The following is a 20,507-nucleotide window of genomic DNA, read 5'->3' as shown; positions in this document are numbered from 1 at the left end:
TTCGTAGCCAAAGAAGGTTAACCAAGCCTTTGCGAACACGACATTACGCGATGCAGTGCGTGTTTGCCGGCATCCGAAAACAGGGTTGCGTTCCACCTCGCCAAATCTTAAAAGCAGCGGTGGACTACCGCAATCTCGGAACCGTCCCCCTGCGATTCTGCCCGCCATGGAAAGTGGCCGGCATCGTCCTCGCGGGATAGATACGGTTCGCGGCTGGTCACAAAAAAGGTTTTCGCAGGCATGAACCCGTGGCGGGGAGTGGTCTGCGTTCATGAAAACGGCTCGGGTCTGCCCGGCCGGCTCTGATCAAGAGCAAACAAGCTGGTCCGGTTTCCCGGGCTTTGGTTCAAAAGGTCCAGTGGCTCACAATGCCCTCAAGCGCCAAAATGGAAAGTTCCGCATCACACCGCGCCACCATGGCAGCGGGCGGCTTTGCCATCGCGCTTCGGCGACAGGCCGCGGACATACAATTATCCGGCACCCTCAACCTTTTCAGACGGCAGCGGCGGGCATGGCCCGGCTGGCCGGCACGGGTGGCTGCCGGGAGGAAACGCAGTAATGCCCAACAACAAAATGCTTATAGATGCCTCCCATCCGGAGGAGACCCGCGTCGTTGTCGTTCGCGGTAACCGTATTGAAGAATTTGATTTCGAATCACAGGACAAAAAGCAGCTCAAAGGAAATATCTATCTCGCCAGGGTCACGCGGGTAGAACCTTCGCTTCAGGCCGCTTTCGTCGAATATGGCGGAAACCGGCATGGTTTCCTTGCTTTCTCTGAAATTCATCCGGACTACTATCAGATTCCTGTCGCCGACCGTCAGGCGCTTCTGGCCGCTGAGGCCGAAGATGCACAGGCCGAGCACGACGAAGAGAGTTCAGGCGGTGAAAGCAATTCGGGTGGCGAGCACCGGGAACGCGACCGCTCACGTCGCAATCGCCGTCGCGGCAGCAAGGCCCGCGACCATGGCGATGAGGCGGTTCATGCTGAAGGTGCGTCGCAGGATGCCGCAACCGCCAGCGATGACGATGAATCGGACGACGCGGTAGCCGTCGCCGAGAATGCTTTTGAACCTGTGGAAAGCGCGGCTGACGAAAATCAGCCCGAAAGTGAAGATGCTCCGCAGGCCGAAAAGGTAGCTGGCACCCAGGATCAGGCTGAAACGTCTGAAGCTTCGGAGACCGTCGAAGCCTCCGACGACGAGCCGGAAGATACAACGGAGACGGACGGCACCAAGCCCGGCTCCATGGCTGCCGCTTCCGAAGGGGACGTCATTTCCGAACCCGCGCCCGAGCAGGGCGTTTCGTCGGAAGATGAACAGAGCGCGTCTGCCGAAGGCGACAGCGACGCTTCTTCCGAAGGTGAACAGGAAGAAGCCGGACGCGGCATAATCGAGGAAGTGTCTTTCTCGAATGGCGATGAGAACGAAGTCGAGTCGGTCGGTGCGGAAGATGCGCTTGAAGAAGCGCGTACCCGCCGCAAGCCGCTGCGCCGCCACTACAAGATTCAGGAAGTCATCAAGCGCCGCCAGATCCTGCTGGTGCAGGTGGTCAAGGAAGAGCGTGGCAACAAGGGCGCGGCCCTCACCACCTATCTGTCGCTGGCCGGCCGTTATTCGGTGCTGATGCCGAACACCGCCCGTGGCGGCGGCATTTCGCGCAAGATCACCAATGCCCAGGACCGCAAGCGCCTCAAGGAGATCATGACCGATCTGGAGGTTCCGGAAGGCATGGGCGTCATTCTGCGCACGGCCGGCGAAAGCCGCACCAAGGCGGAGATCAAGCGCGATTACGAATATCTGATGCGGATGTGGGAAAACGTCCGCAATCTGACGCTTCAGTCGACGGCCCCTGCCCTCGTTTACGAGGAGGGTTCGCTCATCAAGCGTTCGGTGCGTGATCTTTACAACAAGGATATCAACGAAGTTCTGGTCGCCGGCGAGGAAGGCTATCGCGAGGCGAAGGACTTCATGCGCATGCTGATGCCAAGCCACGCCAAGGTGGTGCAGCCCTATCGCGACACCACGCCGATCTTCGTGCGCTCCGGCATCGAGGGCCAGCTCGACCGCATGGTGCAGCCGCAGGTGACGCTCAAGAGCGGTGGCTATCTCATCATCAACCAGACCGAAGCTCTGGTTGCCATCGACGTGAACTCGGGTCGCTCCACCAAGGAGCACTCCATCGAGGAAACGGCGCTGCATACCAATCTGGAAGCGGCCGAGGAAGTGGCACGCCAGTTGCGTCTGCGCGACCTTGCCGGTCTGATCGTGATCGATTTCATCGACATGGAGGAAAGCCGCAACAACCGGACGGTTGAAAAGCGGCTCAAGGAATGCCTCAAGAACGATCGCGCCCGCATCCAGGTCGGCCGTATTTCGCATTTCGGCCTGCTGGAAATGTCGCGCCAGCGCATCCGCGCCAGCGTTCTGGAATCAACCATGAAGCCGTGCCCGCATTGCGGTGGCAGCGGCCATGTGCGCTCTGATTCTTCCGTTGCGCTGATGGTCGTGAGGGCCATCGAGGAATTCCTGCTGAAGGATGCACGCAACCACATCACCGTGCGCACGCCTGCCGCAACGGCACTCTATGTGCTCAATCACAAGCGCAGCACGCTGATCGATCTGGAAAAGCGTTTTGGCGTGACGATCACCATCGAGGCGGACGAAAGCACCGCTTCGCAGCACTATGTCATCACCCGTGGTGCCGTCGCCGAGAAGCCGGAAGGCTTCGTCGAGATCCATACCCAGACCGGATTTGCCGCCGAAGAAGATCCTGAAGACGACCTCATTGTAGATGAGGACGAAGCGGATACCGAAGAGGCAGTCTCAGCTCAGGGTGAGGAAACCCAGTCCGACAACCATCGTGACCGCAAGCGCCGCAAGCGCCGCCGCAGGCGGGGTGGCAAGGATCGTGACGGTGATGAGCAGGCCCATGGAGCCGGTTCCGACGCTGTAACTGAGGCCGCAGAAGGCGATGCCCAAGACGGCGAGGCCGAAGACGGCGATGCAGCCGCTGACGATGATGCAGACCCGGTGAAGGCCGAGGACAGTCAGCCGAGAAAGCGTCGTCGCGGCAAGCGCGGTGGCCGTCGCAGCCGCAATGGCGAGGAAGATGGCGCCGAGATCGTCGCTTCCGGGGACGAAACGGCAGAAGACAGCGACGCAACGGCATCCGCCGACGAAGCTGAAGCGGCTGAACAGCCTGCCACCGAGGCCGAGGTTCCCGCTGCTGCCGAAGTGTCGGTCGTCGCGGAGACCGTCGAGGCCGTGGCGGATGCGGATGAAGCTGTGGTTGCCGGGCAGCCTGAGGCTGCGGCGGCAGAGCCCGAAGCCGTTGCCACAGAGCCTGCTGAGAAGCCGAAGCGTGCGCGCCGCGCGCCGCGTGCCAAAAAGCCCAAGGCGGATGAAGTTGCGGCGGAATCTCCCGCTCAAGCCTCTGCGCCCGTTGAGGAGGCAAAAGCCGAGCCTGCAGCCGAGACCCCTCCCTCCGTCGCTGCGGAAGAAACGGCACCTGCGCCTCAGGATACTCAGTCCAATAGCGCGGCTGATCAGGAAGCTGCTGCCGAGGCAAAGGCGCCGGCCAAACCGACGCGCACTCGCCGCAAGCCTGCCGCAACGGCGGAAGCACCTGCCGCTCCGGTTGTGTCTTCGGTGGTGCCCGAAACCGATCAGGCCGCTTCCCCGGCCGAGGAGAAGCCCAAGCGTGCCGGCTGGTGGCAGCGCAAGAGCTTCTTCTAAACCAATCTGCCCGGTGCCGATCGCGGCTTCGGGCAGGCTTGCGGAAAACGAATTCCGCCGGAAACAAATTTGTAAAAAGCCCGGCTGTTCTCGCAGCCGGGCTTTTTCGTACGGATCAAGGCAAGAGGAGATCAGGCTCCGAACACGGACCAGTTCATCGCCCGCGCCAGTTTCTCCAGCGCCAGCGTGCCCAGTTGCGAGTTGCCGTGCGCATTGAGCCCCGGAGACCAGACTGCGACGGAGCCGACGCCCGGCACCGCGCCCAGAATGCCGCCGCCGACACCGCTTTTGGCCGGAATGCCAACCCGGAAGGCAAAATCGCCTGAACCGTCATAATGGCCGCAGGTCAGCATCAACGCGCTGATGCGTCGCGCCCTTTCGGCCGAGACGACGGAATGCCCGCCGGCCGCCCTGCCCTTGTCGGCCAGAAAGCGCCCGGCCAGCGCAAGCTGGCGGCAATTCATGGCAATCGCGCAATGGTGAAAATAGACGCCGAGAGCCAGCTCTGGTTCATGAAGGAGATTGTCGAAAGATTTCATGTAGTTCGCCAGCGCGAAATTGCGAAATCCCGTGGCACGCTCGGAGGCTGCCACCTGATGATCGATGACAATGCCGTCATCATCGGCAAGGAACTGAACGAAGCGCAGGATTTCGCCGATCGCCTCGCGCGGCTGGTGGCCCGCCAGAAGCATATCCGCCACCACGATGGCGCCGGCATTGATGAAGGGATTTCGCGGAACGCCCGCCTCATGCTCAAGCTGGACAATCGAATTGAACGGATTGCCGGAAGGCTCGCGCCCGACGCGGCGCCATATCGCGTCGCCCACCTTTCCGAGCGCCAGCGTCAGCGTGAAAACCTTGGAGACGCTCTGGATGGAAAAGCTTTCACCCGCGTCTCCCGCCGTCAGCACCCGGCCGTCGACAAGTGCCACGGCAATCCCGAATTTGCGGGGGTCTACCCTCGCCAGTTGGGGAATATAGCCGGCAACAGCGCCGCGATCCGTCCTTGCCAGCATCTCAACAGTAATTTCATCGAGAACAGCCTGCAGATCCGGCACGCTCACCTCCCCTTATTTCAGCCAGCGCTCAAGACGGGCCAGAGCCTCCACCATATCGCGGTTGCTCCCGGCATAGGAAAAACGCATGTAGCGATGGCCCTGCCTCGTGTCGAAGTCCCGCCCCGGTGTAGCCGCGACATGGGCTTCTGCCAGCATCCGGCGGGCAAATTCCATGCTGTCGTTCGTGTGCCGTCTGACATCGCAATAGGCATAGAAGGCGCCGTCCATCGGGGCGGCCAGCGGAAAGCCGAGCTCAGGCAGCCGCTGCATCAGCAAATCGCGGTTCTGCGCATAGCGCGCCTTCACTGCCTCCAGCTCCCCGGTCGCCGAGAAGGCCTCTATGGCCGCGACCTGCGACAGTTCCGGCGCGGAGATGTAAAGGCTCTGCGCGATGCGCTCCACCGGGCGCACAAGCTCCTGCGGCAACACCATCCAGCCGATTCGCCACCCGGTCATGCAATAATATTTGGAGAAGGAGTTGATGACGGTCACGTCGTCGCCATAGGCAAGCGCCGTGGTGTCCGGCGCGCCATAGGTCAGCCGGTGGTAGATCTCATCGGAAATGACGGTGATGCCGAGTTCACGCGCGGCAGCTGTCAGTTCGGCAAGGTCCGGTTCCGAAATGACCGAACCCGTCGGGTTGGCCGGGCTTGCAAAGAGAACACCCTTCAGAGGCTTGTCTGCGTGGGCGGCACGCAGATGCGCAGCATCGAGATAGGGCGCGCCGTCCAGCTCGATCTCGACCACCTCGATGCCGAGCGCGGCCATGATGTTGCGATAGGCCGGATAGCCGGGCGCCGCGATGGCAACGCGATCGCCTGCATCGAACATGGCAAGAAACGCCAGATTGAAGGCGGCAGAAGAGCCGGTCGTTACCGCGATACGGTCCGGTGAAACCTCGACTTTGTAGTTCTCCGCATAATGGCGCGCGATGGCTTCGCGCAGGCTCATCAGCCCCAGCGCGTCCGTGTAGCCGATCCGCCCGCGCTCCAGCGCCTCGGAAGCGGCGCGCCGGACTGTGAGCGGTGCGGGGTCGCTGGGCTGGCCGACCGCCATCGATATGACATCGATTCCCTGCGCGATGAGCCGGTTTGCGCCGGCCAGCACATCCATTGCATGGAAAGGCTCGACATCTCCGCGACGTGACGACGACACACCCATTTGCACCAATCCTCGTTCCAATCCCGCACTTCAAACAGTGCAGGCGCCGCACAATTGCCCTATTGCTGTGGGGATCACAAGTTCATGAACTTTACGCCAGCGCCTTTTCATCGCACGAAGGCTCAGCTACGAGTGGAGCGGAAATGATGAACCTGCCCATAAATGTCCGGCCTGCGATCCAGGCTGGCAAGGCGCTGGCCAAACTGTCGCTCGGTCTTGCTTTGCTGGCCTCCACCTGTGCGCAAAGTTTCGCGCAGGGCGTTCCCGTCGTTCGCGACGCGGAGATCGAGGCTCTGGTCCGCGATTACTCCCGCCCGATCTTCAATGCCGCCGGTCTGTCGAAGGCCGGTATCCAGATCGTTCTGGTCAACGACAAGAGTTTCAACGCCTTCGTTGCCGGCCGCCGCATGTTCATCAACACCGGCGCGCTGATGCAGTCCGAAACCCCCAACGAAATCATCGGCGTGATCGCCCATGAGGCCGGGCATCTGGCCGGCGGCCATCAGCAGAGGCTGCGTGATCAGCTGGAGCGGGCCAAGACCATGGCCATCATCGCCAGCCTGCTCGGCGCCGGTGCGATCGTGGCCGGTGGAGCCTCCGACAATCGCGGCCTTGCCGGAGCGGGAATCGGCCTTGCCACCGGCGGCGGCGAAGTGGCGCGTCGAAGCCTGCTTTCCTACCAGCGTGGCGAGGAAATGGCGGCCGACCGCTCCGCCATCACCTATCTCGACAAGACCGGCCAGTCCGGAAAAGGCATGCTCAGAACCTTCCAGCGGTTCCAGAGCGCGCTGTCTCTTTCCGGCGCCAAGGTCGACCCCTATCGGGTCAGCCACCCCATGCCGCAGGATCGCATATCCAACCTTCAGACGCTGATCGAAAAAAGCCCGCATTACGGAAAGGCCGATTCGGAAGCACTGCAGCAGCGCCACGACATGGCGCGCTTCAAGATCGCCGCCTATACGGACGGTCAGGCAGCCGCCTCGCGCATGATCGCCAAGAGCCCCGGCACGCTCGCCGCGAAATATGGCGACGCCCAGATCACCTATCTTTACGGCAATCTGCGTTCGGCCCAGAGCAAGGCGGATGCGCTGGCCAAGGCCCAGCCCTCCAACCCCTATTTTCAGGAGCTGCGTGGCGACATTCTGATGAAGGCGGGCAAGCCGAAGGAAGCCGCGGCCGCCTATGGAAAGGCGATCCAGCTCGACAAAGCGAAATCCGGTCTGCTGCCGGTGATGCAGGGGCAGGCCCTTCTCGCCATCGGCACGCCGGAAGCGATCAAACAGGCGGTTGGCCTCATCAACAAGGGGCTTGAACGCGACCGCGAAAACATCTCGGCCTATCGTTACCTTGCGCAGGCGCAGGGCCTGCTTGGAAATGTCGGCGAGGCCGAACTAGCCACCGCCGAAGGCCACTATTACTCGGGCGGCTACCGGGATGCAGCTATCTTCGCAGCCAGAGCCCAAACCCGCCTGAAGCCCAATTCTCCCGCCTGGACGCGGGCGCAGGACATCATCAATCAGGGCAAATCCGCCCGCAAGTAAGAGCCAGATCGCGCAACGCCGTGCTCGGGAAAAGGTTAGCAACGATGAAGAAGACATTTCTGGCCAGCGCCACGGCATTGGGCCTCGCACTGGTGGCAACCGGTTATATCGCCGGCAGCGGCAATCTTCAGATGGTGACACCGGCACAGGCACAAGAGCCCGACCGCGCCGCGATCGAAACCATCGTGCGCGAATATCTTCTGGCGAACCCGGAAATTCTTCTGGAAATGCAGGATTCTCTGGAGACGAAGCAGCAGGAGCAGCAGCGCGTCGCCAGCCTCGAAACCATCAAGCAGAACAAGGACGCAATCTTCAATTCCAGCTTTGACGGTGTGGTCGGCAATCCCGATGGCAAGATCACCATCGTCGAATTCTACGACTACAATTGCGGCTACTGCAAACGCGCCATGGACGACATGGATGCCCTCACCAAAGATGATCCGGATCTGCGCTTCGTGCTCAAGGAATTCCCGATCCTGAGCGCCAATTCGCAAAAAGCCAGCATCGTCTCCATGGCCTTCCATCTGCTGCAGCCCGAGAAATATGGCGAATTCCATCGCGCATTGATGGCGGTAGAAGGCGGGGCCAGTGAGGAGGCTGCGATCAGGATCGCCGTTTCGCTCGGAGCCACCGAAGCGGAACTGCGCGAGAAGATGAAGGATCCGTCCATCCCGCAGGCGCTCTCGGCTACCTATGAGCTGGCAAACAAGCTTTCGATCACGGGCACCCCTTCCTACGTGATAGGCGACGAAGTGGTGTTCGGCGCGCTCGGCAAGGATGTGCTTGCCGAGAAAATTGCCGATGCGAAAAAAGCTCTCTGACACAGAATCGGCTTAATTGGTGGGTGGAGCCTGTTGTGGACAGGCAAAGAACCCGCTTGCGCTCTTTTCGCACCGGGTTAAGCGCTTTATAGAGGGTCCGGCGGGGGTGATCGGCTTCCGTCGCGGAACAAGGTCGGCATATTGAAAACTGTTTTCGTTCTGAACGGTCCCAATCTCAACATGCTCGGAAAGCGGGAGCCGTCCATCTATGGGACGCAGACGCTTGAGGGCATTGCCGACCAGTGCCGTGAGGCGGGCCGCGCGCTCGGCCTTGAAGTGGATTTTCGCCAGACCAATCATGAGGGTGTTCTGGTCGACTGGATTCACGAAGCCGCCGACAAGGCGGCGGGCATCGTCATCAACGCCGCTGCCTATACCCACACGTCGATTGCACTCCTCGATGCGGTCAAGGCTGTTCAGCCGCTGCCGGTCGTAGAGGTTCACCTTTCCAACATACACGCCCGTGAAGCGTTCAGGCACGTCTCGATGATCGCGCCGAATGCGGTGGGAATGATCTGCGGCTTCGGCCCGCTCGGCTACACGCTGGCGCTGCAGGCGCTCGTTGCGCGCCTGTGACCAGCACTCAACAAGAAGGCTCGACCATGACAAACAAGAAAACCGGTGTTGACCAGCAACTGATCCGTGATCTGGCAGGTATCCTGAACGACACCAACCTGACCGAAATCGAGGTCGAGAACGAAGATTTCAAGGTGCGTATCTCGCGTCAGGCGCCGACGGTTCACGCAGTTGCGCCTGCCTATGCGCCGGCGCCTGCCGCGGTCGCTGCACCGGCAGCGCCTGTTGCACCTGCCGCACCCGACCTTTCCAAGAACGCCGTGCCCTCGCCCATGGTTGGCACCGCCTATCTGGCCCCTGCCCCCGGCGCCAAGGCGTTCGTCGAGGTCGGCCAGAAGGTGAGCGAAGGCCAGACCCTGCTCATCATCGAGGCGATGAAGACGATGAACCAGATCCCGGCCCCCCGCGCCGGCACCGTCACCGCCATCCTGATCGAGGACGCGCAGCCGGTCGAGTTCGGCCAGCCGCTGGTTGTGGTCGAGTAGGCCGGTGGGCATGTTTCAGAAGGTTCTCATAGCCAACCGCGGCGAGATCGCGCTGCGCGTTCTGCGGGCGTGCAAGGAACTCGGCATCCAGACCGTCGTGGTTCACTCCACCGCCGATACCGACGCCATGCATGTGCGCCTTGCCGACGAAGCCGTCTGCATCGGCCCGCCGCCATCCCGCGACAGCTACCTCAACATTCACCAGATCGTCGCCGCCTGTGAAATCACCGGCGCCGATGCCGTGCATCCGGGATACGGTTTCCTGTCGGAGAATGCCAAGTTCGCCGACATTCTGGCCGCACACAACATCACCTTCATCGGCCCCTCCGGCGACCACATTCGCATGATGGGCGACAAGATCGAGGCCAAGCGCACCGCAAAGCGCCTCGGCATTCCGGTGGTTCCGGGCTCTGACGGCGCGGTCACGGAAGAAAGCGAAGCACGGCGCATCGCCGGCGAGATCGGCTATCCGGTCATCATCAAGGCTTCGGCCGGTGGTGGCGGTCGCGGCATGAAGGTGGCGCGCTCGGAAGGCGAGCTGGAAGTAGCACTTGCCACGGCACGGTCTGAAGCGGGTGCTGCTTTCGGCGACGACGCGGTCTATATCGAGAAATATCTCGAAAAGCCTCGGCATATCGAGCTTCAGGTGTTCGGCGACGGCGCCGGCAAGGGCGTGCATTTCGGCGAGCGCGACTGTTCGTTGCAGCGCCGCCACCAGAAGGTGTGGGAAGAAGCTCTTTCCCCTGCCCTCAACGAGGCCGAGCGTGAGCGCATCGGTACGATCTGCGCCAATGCCGTGGCCGAGCTTGGCTATTCGGGCGCCGGCACGATCGAGTTCCTCTATGAGAACGGCGAGTTCTATTTCATTGAAATGAACACCCGTTTGCAGGTGGAGCATCCGATCACCGAAGCCATCACCGGCGTCGATCTGGTGCACGAGCAGATCCGCGTCGCGTCCGGCGGCGGGCTTTCGGTGACGCAGAAAGACATCCGTTTTCAGGGTCACGCCATCGAATGCCGCATCAATGCGGAGGATCCGCGCACCTTCATGCCGTCTCCCGGCACGATCACGCACTTCCATACGCCGGGCGGGCTCGGCATCCGCGTCGATTCCGGCGTCTATTCCGGCTACCGCATCCCGCCATATTACGACAGTCTGATCGGCAAGCTGATCGTGCATGGCCGCAACCGCGTGGAATGCATGATGCGCCTGCGCCGCGCGCTGGACGAATTCGTGGTCGACGGCATCAATACCACGCTGCCGCTGTTCCGCGATCTCGTCGGCAACCATGACATCGCTGACGGCAACTATGACATCCACTGGCTGGAAAAGTATCTCGCCAAAGGCGAGTAACCTGCCGATGGAGCCTGTCATGGCCTCTATTCTCACCCCCCTCGAAAAGGGGGGTGAACGACGGCATGAAGACTGCCTGAACACAGACCAGACGCTGCGGCCATGATCCGCCCCTTCGCACCCGGCTTCCGCATCCCCACGGATCTCCTGCTGAAGGCCTATGCCTCCGGCGTCTTTCCGATGGCGGAAAGCGAAACGGATCCGGAAGTGTTCTGGGTGCGGCCGGAAATTCGCGGCATCATTCCGCTGGATGCCTTCCACATTCCCAGAAGCCTTGCCAAGACCCTGCGGCACAATCCGTTCGACATCAGGTTCGACACGGATTTCGAAGGCGTGATCGACGCCTGCGCGGAAAAGCGCGACGAGCGCCCCTCCACATGGATCAACGGCCCCATCCGGGAAACCTATGTGCAGCTTCACTATATGGGCCATTGCCATTCGGTCGAGGCCTGGCGCGAAGGCCGCCTTGTGGGCGGACTCTATGGTGTTTCGCTGGGGCGCGTCTTCTTCGGGGAAAGCATGTTCTCGAAGGAAACCGACGCCTCGAAAATCTGCCTCGTGGCGCTGGTGGAACGCTTGCGGCAGCAGGATTACCGGCTGCTCGACACCCAGTTCACCACAGAGCATCTCAAGCGCTTCGGCGCCATAGACGTGCCGCGCGCGCAATATGAGCAGCTTCTGGCCGAGGCCCTTGTCGGCACGGCCAGCTTCACCCCTGCCGGCAGCGGTTGAAGCCGCCGCGACGCTGGCGTAGGATGGCGCACGTTCCTCATATGTTCGACCGATGCGCACCGCCGTCAATGATCCCGAATACGGTTTTTGCCGTGACTGCCTGACGCCGCAGCCTGCTGCGGTGCGTCGCTGCACGCAATGCGGCAGCCCGCGGCTCGTGCGCCATCCCGAGCTTTACAGCCTGCATCTGGCCCACATCGATTGCGACGCCTTCTATGCGGCGGTGGAAAAGCGAGACAATCCGGCGCTGAAGGACAAGCCCGTGATCATCGGTGGCGGCAAGCGCGGTGTGGTCTCGACCGCCTGCTACATTGCGCGCATCAACGGCGTGCGCTCGGCCATGCCCATGTTCAAGGCGCTGGAAGCCTGCCCGGAGGCGACCGTCATCAAGCCCAACATGGAGAAATATGCCCGCGTCGGGCGCGAGGTGCGCGCCATGATGCAGGACCTGACACCGCTGGTCGAACCGATCTCGATCGACGAGGCCTTTCTCGATCTGAGCGGAACGGAACGCATGCACGCCATGCCGCCCGCACTGGTTCTGGCCCGCTTTGCCCAAAGGCTGGAAAAGGAAGTCGGCATCACCGCCTCGGTTGGCCTGTCCTACTGCAAGTTTCTCGCCAAGGTCGCGTCCGATTTCCGTAAACCCCGAGGCTTTTCCGTCATCGGGGAAGCGGAAGCGGTCAGTTTTCTTGCCGGGCAACCTGTCACGCTGATCTGGGGCGTCGGCAAGGCTTTCGCCGCCACGCTGGAGCGCGACGGCATCCGCTCCATAGGCCAGCTGCAGAAGATGGAGCAGAGCGAACTGATGCGCCGTTACGGCAGCATGGGCAACCGGCTGTTCAGGCTGTCACGTGGTCAGGACGAACGCGTCGTCCACGCCGACCGCGACTCCAAGAGCGTGTCGGCCGAAACCACTTTCGACACGGATTTTGGAAAACTGGACGATCTCGTTCCGGTGCTGCGCGCTCTTTCCGAAAAAGTGTCGGCGCGCCTGAAGAAAGCCAATCTGGCCGGCAGGACGGTGGTGCTGAAGCTGAAATCGAAGGATTTCAGGACACGCACCCGCAACCGGCAACTGGGTGACCCCACCCGTCTTGCCGACCGCATCTTCGCCACCGGCCTTGAACTTCTGCGCAGGGAAATCGACGGCACAAAATACCGGCTTCTGGGCATCGGCGTGTCAGATCTGTGCGATGCCGAAAAGGCCGATCCTCCGGATCTCGTCGACACCCGCTCGCACAAGCGAGCCCTTGCCGAAGGCGCTATCGACGTGCTGCGAAACAAATTCGGCAACGGTGCCGTCGAGACAGGCTACACCTTCGGCCGTGGCCACAGGGGCAAGCCCACCCGCCCCGGCGAGGAAGACGAGCCGGACGTGCGCCATCCATGGGAGCGCATCTGAACCGCGGCAGCTTCACCGGATCAGTAATTGTCGTCTGGAATGTTGAGAACCTTGCCGCATGCCTTGCAGTGCACCGCATCAGGTTCATGCCTTTGCAAGCCGCAGCGCGGACACGGGAAAAACACCTTGTTCGGACGAAACAGCGCCCGTGCCAGCCGCACGAACAATGTGATGCCGATGATCATCGTGACGATAGAAGTCAGCTTTCCCGCCACGCCCGGCAATACGATGTCGCCGAAGCCCGTCGTGGTGACGGTTGCCACCGTGACATACATGGCGTCCACATAACCCTCGAAACCGGAGCCGTTACGGAAGAAGAACGTGTAGACGAAGCCCGTAACGACGAACAGGAAGGTCAGCAGATTGACGACCGCATGGCTGGCCTCGCGCCATGGTCGCAGCCGTTTCATCTCGAAATGACGCCACAATGTGCCGCTGCGTGACAGCGACCACAGGCGCAATATGCGCAGGAATGCCAGATTGGCGAGCGCCTGCGGAAACAGCAGCGTCATCAGGATGAAGATATCGATCCAGGACGTGGGCTGGCGGATCAGCCGCAACATGTCCGTGGAGGCGAGCAGCCTGCCGGCCATGTCCGCAGCGACAAGGGCGGCGACCAGATAGTCGATCCACAGAAAGCTTGGCGTTTCCTGCAACACCGGCGTCAGGATGAAAAAAATGATAATGGCCAGATCGACCACGATCGTGGCGACCTGAAAGCGGAACGCAGCCGGCGAATTGCCGTGGTAAAGCTTTCGCAGCCCATCCCTGATGGCTGCAAGACCGGTCAGTTGCACGTCTTCGGCGTCGTTGCTCATTGCCAAGCGATAGCGCTTCGCCGCGGGAGCGTCCAGTGAAGCCGGCTTACACCAGCTCCACTTCGATCACGCCCGGAACCGCGCCTATTGCCGAGGCGATGCGCGGATCGATGCGATAGCGGTTGGGCAGCGCCACCTCGATCTCGCCCTGCCCTTCCTCTTTCAGCACCACGATGCTGACCTGCCCTTCGCCGCTTTGCGACAGTCGCGCCGCGACGGAATCGACAGGCTCGGCCCCACGAACAAAAATGCGCAGCAGCTTCTGCACCTGGCTGGCCGCGTCGTCCAGCGACCTCACCGCCTGTATGCGCAGATTGACGCCTTCCGGCCTGTCCTCGGCACCGACCTCGATGACCACGGATTTGCCCGCCTCCAGATGGTCGCGGTACTGCGCCAGCGTTTCGGAGAACATCACCGCCTCGAACTGGCCGCTGGTGTCGGAGAAATTCACCACGCCCATCTTGTTGCCGGTACGGGTTTTCCGCTCCTGCTTGGAAGTGACGGTTCCGGCCAGACGACCCGCCGATGCACCGCGTTTCACGGCAGCGGCGAAATCAGCCCAGTTCTGCACCCGCATCTTCTCCAGAACCTGCTTGTATTCATCCAGCGGATGCGCCGAGAGATAGAAGCCCACCACCTGAAATTCGCGATGCAGACGCTCCGCCGGCAGCCATGGCTCGACGGCGGGCAGGTTGAGCGCGTTCGACTGCGCGCCCAGTGAAACACCGAAAATATCGCCCTGCCCCGAGGTTGCGTTCTGCTGGGCAAGAGCCGCCAGCCCCATCATGCGCTCCACGCCCGCCATCATGGCGGCGCGCTCGTGGCCGAAGCAATCGAAGGCGCCCGCCATGATCAGGCTTTCGAACACGCGCTTGCCGACGATCTTGGGGTCGATGCGCTCGCAGAAATCGGCAAGGCTGCGGAACTGGCCTTCCTCGCGCTTTTCGACGATGTGATCGACCGCAGCTTCGCCCACGCCCTTGAGGGCTGCCAGCGAATAGAAAATCTTGTTCTCGCCGACCTCGAACTCGCGATAGCTGGTCAGCACCGATGGCGGCACCACCTCGATGCCGAGGCGCATGGCATCCTGCCGGAAGTCGGCGAGCTTGTCGGTGTTGTTCATGTCGAGCGTCATCGACGCCGCCAGGAACTCCACCGGATAGTGCGCCTTCAGATAGGCGGTCTGATAGGAAACCACCGCATAGGCGGCGGCGTGCGACTTGTTGAAGCCGTAGTCCGCGAACTTTGCCAGCAGATCGAAGATGAAGTTGGACTGCTGCTTGCTCACCCCCCGCTCGACCGCGCCGGAGACGAAGCGCTCGCGCTGCTTGTCCATTTCTGCGCGGATCTTCTTGCCCATGGCGCGGCGCAGCAGGTCTGCTTCGCCGAGCGAATAGCCGGCCAGTTCCTGCGCGATCTGCATGACCTGTTCCTGATAGACGATGACGCCTTGCGTCTCGCGCACCAGATGATCGATCTTGGGGTGGATGGAAGCGGTTTCCTCCTCGCCATGCTTGCGGGCGTTGTAGGTGGGGATATTCTCCATCGGGCCGGGCCGGTAGAGCGCCACCAGCGCGATGATGTCCTCGATGCAGTCCGGGCGCATGCCGATCAGCGCCTTGCGCATGCCCGCCGATTCCACCTGGAACACGCCGACCGTCTCGCCGCGCGAAAGCATGGAATACGTCGGCTGGTCGTCCAGAGGCAGGCTGGAAAGGTCGATGTCGACGCCCCGCCGTCGGATCAGCCTCACCGCCGTTTCCAGAACGGTCAGCGTCTTGAGGCCGAGGAAGTCGAACTTCACCAGCCCTGCGTCTTCGACCTTCTTCATGTTGAACTGGGTGACGGGCATGTCCGAACGCGGATCGCGGTACATCGGCACCAGTTCCCACAAGGGCCGGTCGCCGATGACGATGCCGGCCGCGTGGGTAGAGGCGTGCCGGTAGAGCCCTTCCAGCTTCAGCGCCATGTCGAGCAGCGTCTGGACGATCGGCTCCTTCTCCACCTCCTCGGCAAAGCGCGGCTCCGCCTCGATGGCGTCCTTGAGCTTGACCGGATTGGCGGGATTGGCCGGCACCATCTTGCACAGCCGGTCGACCAGACCGTAGGGCATTTGCAGCACGCGACCGACGTCGCGGAGGACTGCACGTGCCTGAAGCGTCCCGAAGGTGATGATCTGGCCCACCTGCTCGCGGCCATATTTGCCCTGCACGTAGCGGATCACCTCTTCACGCCGGTCCTGACAGAAGTCGATATCGAAGTCCGGCATCGACACGCGGTCGGGGTTGAGGAAGCGCTCGAACAGCAGCGAGAAACGCAACGGATCGATGTCGGTGATGGTCAGCGCATAGGCGACCAGCGAGCCCGCGCCCGAGCCACGCCCCGGCCCCACCGGAATATCCTGCGCCTTGGCCCATTTGATGAAGTCGGCAACGATAAGGAAGTAGCCGGGGAACTTCATGCGCTCGATGACGCCGAGCTCGAATTCCAGCCGCTCCCGGTAATCCTCGACCGTATGGCCTTTGGTCGCCCCGTGTGCCTCCAGCCGGCGCGCCAGTCCCTCGCGCGCCTGCCGCTTCAGTTCCTCCGCCTCCGCCTTTTCAGCCGCTTCCGGGTCCTCGACATCGGCGCCGGCAAAGCGCGGCAGGATCGGCTTGCGGTTCTTCGGATAGTAGGAGCAGCGCATGGCGATCTCGACCGTATTGTCGAGCGCCTCAGGCAGGTCAGCGAACAGTTTCGCCATTTCCGCCTGCGATTTCAGGTAATTGTCCGGAGACAGCCGGCGGCGGTCGTCGACCGCGATCACCGAGCCTTCGGCAATGGCGATCAGCGCATCATGCGCCTCATAGTCCTCGCGCTTGAGGAAGAAGGCCTCGTTGGTGGCAACCAGCGGCAATTCGTGCCGGTAGGCCAGATCGATGGTGCGCTGCTCGATGACGCGGTCGTAGCCGGATACGCGCTCCAACTCGACATAGAGCCGGTCGCCGAACATTTCCTTGAGGAACAGCAGGCGCGATTCCGCCAGTTCCTGCCGATCCGCCTTCAGCGCCGCTCCGACCGGCCCGCGCGGCCCGCCGGTCAGGCAGATCACGCCCTCGCAATACTGGCCCAGCATATCGCTGGTGGCATGCACCGGCTCGCCCGACGGCGTATCGAGATAGGCGTGGCTGACCAGACGCACGAGATTGGCATAGCCTTCCTCGTTAGCCGCGATGAGCACGACAGGCGCCATGTCCGGCCCCGCGCGTCGCCGTTCACGCGGTCCGTCCGCGGGCTCACCGGCAAAAGACAGATCGACCTGACAGCCCATGAGCGGCTGCACGCCGTCTTTGGTAGCCTTCTGCGCGAACTCCAGCGCACCGAACAGATTGTTGGTGTCGGTGACGGCAACGGCGGGCGCACTGTCCTTAACCGCATGCCCGACGATCGCACCAAGCTGAAGTGCGCCTTCCAGCAAGGAATAGGCGGAATGGACGCGCAGATGCACGAAGACGCGCCCCGATGCACCCGCCGGGAGTGTCTTCATCTTCTCGCTGGCTGATTGATCGTCGCTCATAGGTCGCAAACCGGGGATTCGTTCATTGATCCTTATAGTCGGAACAGGCCGGCTGCGAGTCCAGACCCCGGCTGTTCACAACTGCGTCTGCGAGGCGACGAAATGTCCAATCATGGTGTGCCACCTTGCGCCCCCGCCCCTTGCTGCTAGTTTGGCGACAATTGAAATTGTATTGCTGGGAGGAAACTTCATGAAAACCCGCGCCGCCGTTGCTGTTGGAGCAGGCAAACCCCTTGAGATCATGGAAGTCGACCTCGAAGGGCCGCGCGAGGGCGAAGTTCTGGTCGAGATCAAGGCCACGGGCATCTGCCACACGGACGAATTCACCCTCTCGGGCGCAGATCCGGAAGGCATCTTCCCCGCCATTCTGGGTCACGAAGGCGCCGGCATCGTCGTTGATGTGGGCAAGGGTGTCACCACCCTGAAGAAGGGCGATCACGTCATCCCTCTCTACACCCCCGAATGCCGCTCCTGCCCGTCCTGCCTGTCGCGCAAGACCAACCTGTGCACCTCCATCCGCGCCACGCAGGGTCAGGGCCTGATGCCGGACGGCACCAGCCGCTTCTCGGTCGGCGGCGAAAAGATCTTCCACTATATGGGCTGCTCGACCTTCTCCAACTTCACGGTGCTTCCTGAAATCGCGCTGGCGAAGGTCAACCCCGACGCGCCGTTCGACAAGATCTGCTACATCGGCTGCGGCGTCACCACCGGCATCGGTGCGGTGATCAACACCGCGAAGGTCGAGATCGGCGCGACGGCGGCCGTGTTCGGCCTGGGCGGCATCGGCCTCAATGTCATTCAGGGGCTCAGGCTCGCCGGTGCCGACATGATCATCGGCGTCGACATCAACAACGACAAGAAGGCATGGGGCGAGAAGTTCGGCATGACCCATTTCGTCAACCCGACGGAGGTTGATGACGTGGTGGCCCATATCGTCAACATGACCAGGCGCGGCGCAGACCAGATCGGCGGTGCCGATTACACCTTCGACTGCACCGGCAACGTCAGGGTCATGCGGCAGGCGCTGGAATGCTCGCATCGCGGCTGGGGCGAATCGATCGTCATCGGGGTCGCCGGTGCCGGTCAGGAAATCTCGACGCGCCCGTTCCAGCTCGTCACCGGCCGCACCTGGAAGGGGACCGCCTTCGGCGGCGCGCGCGGCCGCACCGACGTGCCGAAGATCGTCGACTGGTACATGGAAGGCAAGATCCAGATCGACCCGATGATCACCCACACCATGCCGCTCGAAGACATCAACAAGGGCTTCGAGCTCATGAACGCAGGCAAATCCGTCCGCGGCGTGGTGGTTTACTGACAGATAGCCTGACGAAAAGGGGGGCCAGTACATGGGGCGGCTTTCTGTCACGATCGCAGTCGCAGGGGTGCTGGCCGCTCCCTCCCTTTCTCAGGCCCAGACGTTCGAGGGGGATTTTGCATTCCGATGGCTCTCGGAGCCACAGCAGCGTCATCGCATCATGCAATCCCTTTCCGACATATCTTTCACTGACAGTGCGGGACGTCGCTGGACCGTACCAAAGGGAACCAGGATCGACGGGGCATCGATACCGGCCGTCTTATGGACTTTTGCCGGCTCTCCTTTCGTAGGAAACTATCGGCGAGCGTCAGTTATCCATGATCATTATTGTGACCTCAAAAGTGAAGTCGCCTCCGAGGTCAACATGATGTTTCGCGACGCCATGCGAGCAGACGGGCTGTCGAAACGCGAAAGCCAGTCAAAATATCTGGCAGTGTCCGCCTATACCAAACTCACCCGCGCATGCGGCAAGCACAAGGACAGCTGGAAAACCCTTGCCCAGCTCTCTACCTTTGATGGCGCCACTAAAAGCGGTGATTTCATGGAACTTCTCAGGGAATGGGACACACTGCCCACACCGGATGATACGACGACGATGAGAGCCGCAGAGGCAATCAGACTTGGAGAAATCAAAAATCCTCTCAGTTTTGCAGCTCTGCTCGAATTTGAGCGGAATATGACCGAGGAAAATTACGCTGCTCTTGAACGAGCGCTCGAAGGCGAGCAGCCGTCTGATGAGGAGGTGGATCTGATGCTGCTTCTGGCAGATGTGGCAACTCCGGACTTTCTGGACGCACCGGCCAACAAATGAGTGTCGCCCCGGTGATCTACGTCGATGCCGACGCCTGCCCCGTCAAGGCCGAGGTCGTGCGCGTTGCAGAACGCTTCGACCTCGAAACGGTCTTCGTCGCCAATGGCGGATTGCGTCCTTCGCGCGATCCGAAGATCCGCAATGTGGTGGTGTCGTCGGGCGCTGACGCTGCCGACGACTGGATCGTCGAGCATGCGCAGGCGAACGATGTCGTCATCACCGCCGACATTCCGCTTGCTGCGCGTACCGTGGCGCTTGGCGCGCATGTGCTTGGCCCCACCGGCCGGCCCTTCACGCCGGAGACCATTGGCATGGCCGTCGCCATGCGCGACCTGAAGCAGCATCTGCGCGAAACGGGAGAAAGCAAGGGTTACAATGCCTCCTTCGCGCCGCGTGACCGGTCCCGCTTTCTCGGTGAACTCGACCGCATCGTGCGCATAGCCCTGAAATCAGGCGCGTCCGCATGAGTGCGGGGCAGCCGCGATCTGGCTGGCTGCCCATCCACCGGCATGCGCTGTTCGGTGTGTCGGCTCTGATCGGTCTCGCTGCGCTCCTAACGGCGCTTTTCCTGCAGGCCGAACTTGCCTATTCGATCGGTGCCAATGCCTTCTTCGCGGCCTACAGTGCGCTGGTGCTGGCGGAAATGCCGCTGCTCAGCGCCGACTATCTCAGCCGCAATGCGCGCGCCACCGACCAGCCTCTGGCGGTCATCTTCATCATCACCTTCATGGTGGTCGGCGTAGCGGTGGGAGCGCTGTTCCAGATCATAAACGGTCAGGGTGTCGGTCCCGCGGGCCTTGTCTTCGCACTGGCTTCCATTCCGCTTGGCTGGTTCACCATCCATGCCATGACTGCCCTGCACTACGCCCATGTCTACTGGAGTGATGACGCCGGCGAAACGACAGAGAAAAAGCCCGCCGGAGGTTTCGAGTTTCCCGGCACCAAACATCCGCAAGGCTGGGATTTTCTCTATTTTTCCACGGTGATCGGCATGACGGCGCAAACCTCCGATACTTCTGTGACGACCGCGCATATGCGCCGTATCGTGCTGGCGCATTCCATTGTTTCGTTCTTCTTCAACACGGTCATCGTCGCGGCGGCAGTCAATCTGGCCGTCAGCCTCGGCGACTGAAGCCACG

16 protein-coding genes are annotated in these 20,507 nt (G+C 61.8%); 12 read left to right on the top strand and 4 right to left on the bottom strand.

The genetic code is table 11. The features are described from left to right. Positions 1–558: 558 nt before the first annotated feature. Positions 559–3,735, top strand: a complete 3,177-nt coding sequence (locus tag AC5XE7_RS00860; protein ID WP_495364527.1) for an Rne/Rng family ribonuclease — start codon at positions 559–561, stop codon at positions 3,733–3,735. A gap of 131 nt (positions 3,736–3,866) precedes the next feature. Here AC5XE7_RS00860 and AC5XE7_RS00855 read toward each other — a convergent pair whose 3' ends face one another. Together AC5XE7_RS00855 and AC5XE7_RS00850 are read right to left on the bottom strand one after the other, a co-directional pair. Further along, positions 3,867–4,793 carry a glutaminase gene (locus AC5XE7_RS00855; RefSeq protein ID WP_495364528.1) on the bottom strand — a complete coding sequence of 309 codons (927 nt, stop codon included), beginning with the start codon at positions 4,791–4,793 and terminating at the stop codon, positions 3,867–3,869. A gap of 12 nt (positions 4,794–4,805) precedes the next feature. Further along, positions 4,806–5,954: a pyridoxal phosphate-dependent aminotransferase gene (locus tag AC5XE7_RS00850; RefSeq protein ID WP_495364529.1), complete on the bottom strand. Its 1,149-nt coding sequence runs from the start codon at positions 5,952–5,954 to the stop codon at positions 4,806–4,808. A gap of 143 nt (positions 5,955–6,097) precedes the next feature. Between AC5XE7_RS00850 and AC5XE7_RS00845 the strand changes: the two genes are divergently transcribed. The 7 genes from AC5XE7_RS00845 (at position 6,098) to AC5XE7_RS00815 (ending at position 12,868) form a co-directional block, all read left to right on the top strand. Beyond that, positions 6,098–7,495 (top strand): M48 family metalloprotease, encoded by a 1,398-nt coding sequence (locus AC5XE7_RS00845; RefSeq protein ID WP_495364530.1) that lies wholly within the window; start codon positions 6,098–6,100, stop codon positions 7,493–7,495. 44 nt (positions 7,496–7,539) lie between these two features. Beyond that, positions 7,540–8,316, top strand: a complete 777-nt coding sequence (locus AC5XE7_RS00840; protein ID WP_495364531.1) for a DsbA family protein — start codon at positions 7,540–7,542, stop codon at positions 8,314–8,316. Between the two features lie 141 nt (positions 8,317–8,457). Then, positions 8,458–8,892: a type II 3-dehydroquinate dehydratase gene (gene aroQ, locus AC5XE7_RS00835; RefSeq protein WP_183830675.1), complete on the top strand. Its 435-nt coding sequence runs from the start codon at positions 8,458–8,460 to the stop codon at positions 8,890–8,892. Between the two features lie 26 nt (positions 8,893–8,918). Further along, on the top strand, positions 8,919–9,377 hold the full coding sequence (accB, locus tag AC5XE7_RS00830; protein ID WP_495364532.1) for an acetyl-CoA carboxylase biotin carboxyl carrier protein: 459 nt from the start codon (positions 8,919–8,921) through the stop codon (positions 9,375–9,377). 10 nt (positions 9,378–9,387) lie between these two features. Further along, positions 9,388–10,731, top strand: a complete 1,344-nt coding sequence (accC, locus tag AC5XE7_RS00825) for an acetyl-CoA carboxylase biotin carboxylase subunit (protein ID WP_239798939.1) — start codon at positions 9,388–9,390, stop codon at positions 10,729–10,731. A 102-nt stretch (positions 10,732–10,833) separates the two neighbouring features. Continuing rightward, the gene (gene aat / locus AC5XE7_RS00820) at positions 10,834–11,463 is read left to right on the top strand and encodes a leucyl/phenylalanyl-tRNA--protein transferase (protein WP_495364533.1); all 630 of its coding nucleotides are present in this window, start codon (positions 10,834–10,836) and stop codon (positions 11,461–11,463) included. Positions 11,464–11,515: 52 nt separating this feature from the next. Next, positions 11,516–12,868, top strand: a complete 1,353-nt coding sequence (locus tag AC5XE7_RS00815; RefSeq protein WP_495364534.1) for a DNA polymerase IV — start codon at positions 11,516–11,518, stop codon at positions 12,866–12,868. A gap of 20 nt (positions 12,869–12,888) precedes the next feature. On the opposite strand, the gene AC5XE7_RS00810 is transcribed toward AC5XE7_RS00815, so the two are convergent. Together AC5XE7_RS00810 and dnaE are read right to left on the bottom strand one after the other, a co-directional pair. Next, on the bottom strand, positions 12,889–13,686 hold the full coding sequence (locus AC5XE7_RS00810; RefSeq protein ID WP_495364535.1) for an ion channel: 798 nt from the start codon (positions 13,684–13,686) through the stop codon (positions 12,889–12,891). A 46-nt stretch (positions 13,687–13,732) separates the two neighbouring features. Further along, a complete protein-coding gene (dnaE, locus tag AC5XE7_RS00805) occupies positions 13,733–17,212 on the bottom strand; it encodes a DNA polymerase III subunit alpha (protein ID WP_495364662.1) in 3,480 nt (1,159 codons plus the stop codon). Between the two features lie 220 nt (positions 17,213–17,432). On the opposite strand from dnaE, the gene AC5XE7_RS00800 reads away from it, so the two are divergent. The 4 genes from AC5XE7_RS00800 to AC5XE7_RS00785 are packed head-to-tail and all read left to right on the top strand — an operon-like array spanning position 17,433 to position 20,500. After that, the gene (locus AC5XE7_RS00800) at positions 17,433–18,557 is read left to right on the top strand and encodes an S-(hydroxymethyl)glutathione dehydrogenase/class III alcohol dehydrogenase (RefSeq protein WP_183830686.1); all 1,125 of its coding nucleotides are present in this window, start codon (positions 17,433–17,435) and stop codon (positions 18,555–18,557) included. A gap of 31 nt (positions 18,558–18,588) precedes the next feature. Beyond that, positions 18,589–19,368, top strand: a complete 780-nt coding sequence (locus AC5XE7_RS00795; RefSeq protein WP_239798944.1) for a DUF1353 domain-containing protein — start codon at positions 18,589–18,591, stop codon at positions 19,366–19,368. Further along, a complete protein-coding gene (locus AC5XE7_RS00790; RefSeq protein WP_280197581.1) occupies positions 19,365–19,835 on the top strand; it encodes a YaiI/YqxD family protein in 471 nt (156 codons plus the stop codon). Before AC5XE7_RS00795 ends, AC5XE7_RS00790 begins: the two co-directional genes overlap by 4 nt. Beyond that, positions 19,832–20,500, top strand: coding sequence for a DUF1345 domain-containing protein (locus tag AC5XE7_RS00785; RefSeq protein ID WP_495364536.1), 669 nt, complete (start codon positions 19,832–19,834; stop codon positions 20,498–20,500). The genes AC5XE7_RS00790 and AC5XE7_RS00785 overlap by 4 nt, the downstream gene beginning before the upstream one ends. Positions 20,501–20,507 lie beyond the last annotated feature (7 nt).

It is taken from the genome of Aquamicrobium sp. YD-1-mutant5, from assembly GCF_059509755.1.
The sequence above is the reverse complement of the archived record's forward strand: the minus strand, read 5'-3'. Positions and strand labels throughout refer to the sequence as shown.

What these genes read in the sequence shown, in the direction of transcription:
- AC5XE7_RS00860 (WP_495364527.1), top strand. Translation starts at nt 559, where the DNA reads ATGCCCAACAACAAAATGCTTATAGATGCCTCCCATCCGGAGGAGACC.
- AC5XE7_RS00850 (WP_495364529.1), bottom strand. Translation starts at nt 5,954, where the DNA reads ATGGGTGTGTCGTCGTCACGTCGCGGAGATGTCGAGCCTTTCCATGCA.
- AC5XE7_RS00845 (WP_495364530.1), top strand. Translation starts at nt 6,098, where the DNA reads ATGATGAACCTGCCCATAAATGTCCGGCCTGCGATCCAGGCTGGCAAG.
- AC5XE7_RS00840 (WP_495364531.1), top strand. Translation starts at nt 7,540, where the DNA reads ATGAAGAAGACATTTCTGGCCAGCGCCACGGCATTGGGCCTCGCACTG.
- accB (WP_495364532.1), top strand. Translation starts at nt 8,919, where the DNA reads ATGACAAACAAGAAAACCGGTGTTGACCAGCAACTGATCCGTGATCTG.
- accC (WP_239798939.1), top strand. Translation starts at nt 9,388, where the DNA reads ATGTTTCAGAAGGTTCTCATAGCCAACCGCGGCGAGATCGCGCTGCGC.
- aat (WP_495364533.1), top strand. Translation starts at nt 10,834, where the DNA reads ATGATCCGCCCCTTCGCACCCGGCTTCCGCATCCCCACGGATCTCCTG.
- AC5XE7_RS00815 (WP_495364534.1), top strand. Translation starts at nt 11,516, where the DNA reads ATGCGCACCGCCGTCAATGATCCCGAATACGGTTTTTGCCGTGACTGC.
- AC5XE7_RS00810 (WP_495364535.1), bottom strand. Translation starts at nt 13,686, where the DNA reads ATGAGCAACGACGCCGAAGACGTGCAACTGACCGGTCTTGCAGCCATC.
- dnaE (WP_495364662.1), bottom strand. Translation starts at nt 17,212, where the DNA reads ATGAAGACACTCCCGGCGGGTGCATCGGGGCGCGTCTTCGTGCATCTG.
- AC5XE7_RS00800 (WP_183830686.1), top strand. Translation starts at nt 17,433, where the DNA reads ATGAAAACCCGCGCCGCCGTTGCTGTTGGAGCAGGCAAACCCCTTGAG.
- AC5XE7_RS00795 (WP_239798944.1), top strand. Translation starts at nt 18,589, where the DNA reads ATGGGGCGGCTTTCTGTCACGATCGCAGTCGCAGGGGTGCTGGCCGCT.
- AC5XE7_RS00790 (WP_280197581.1), top strand. Translation starts at nt 19,365, where the DNA reads ATGAGTGTCGCCCCGGTGATCTACGTCGATGCCGACGCCTGCCCCGTC.
- AC5XE7_RS00785 (WP_495364536.1), top strand. Translation starts at nt 19,832, where the DNA reads ATGAGTGCGGGGCAGCCGCGATCTGGCTGGCTGCCCATCCACCGGCAT.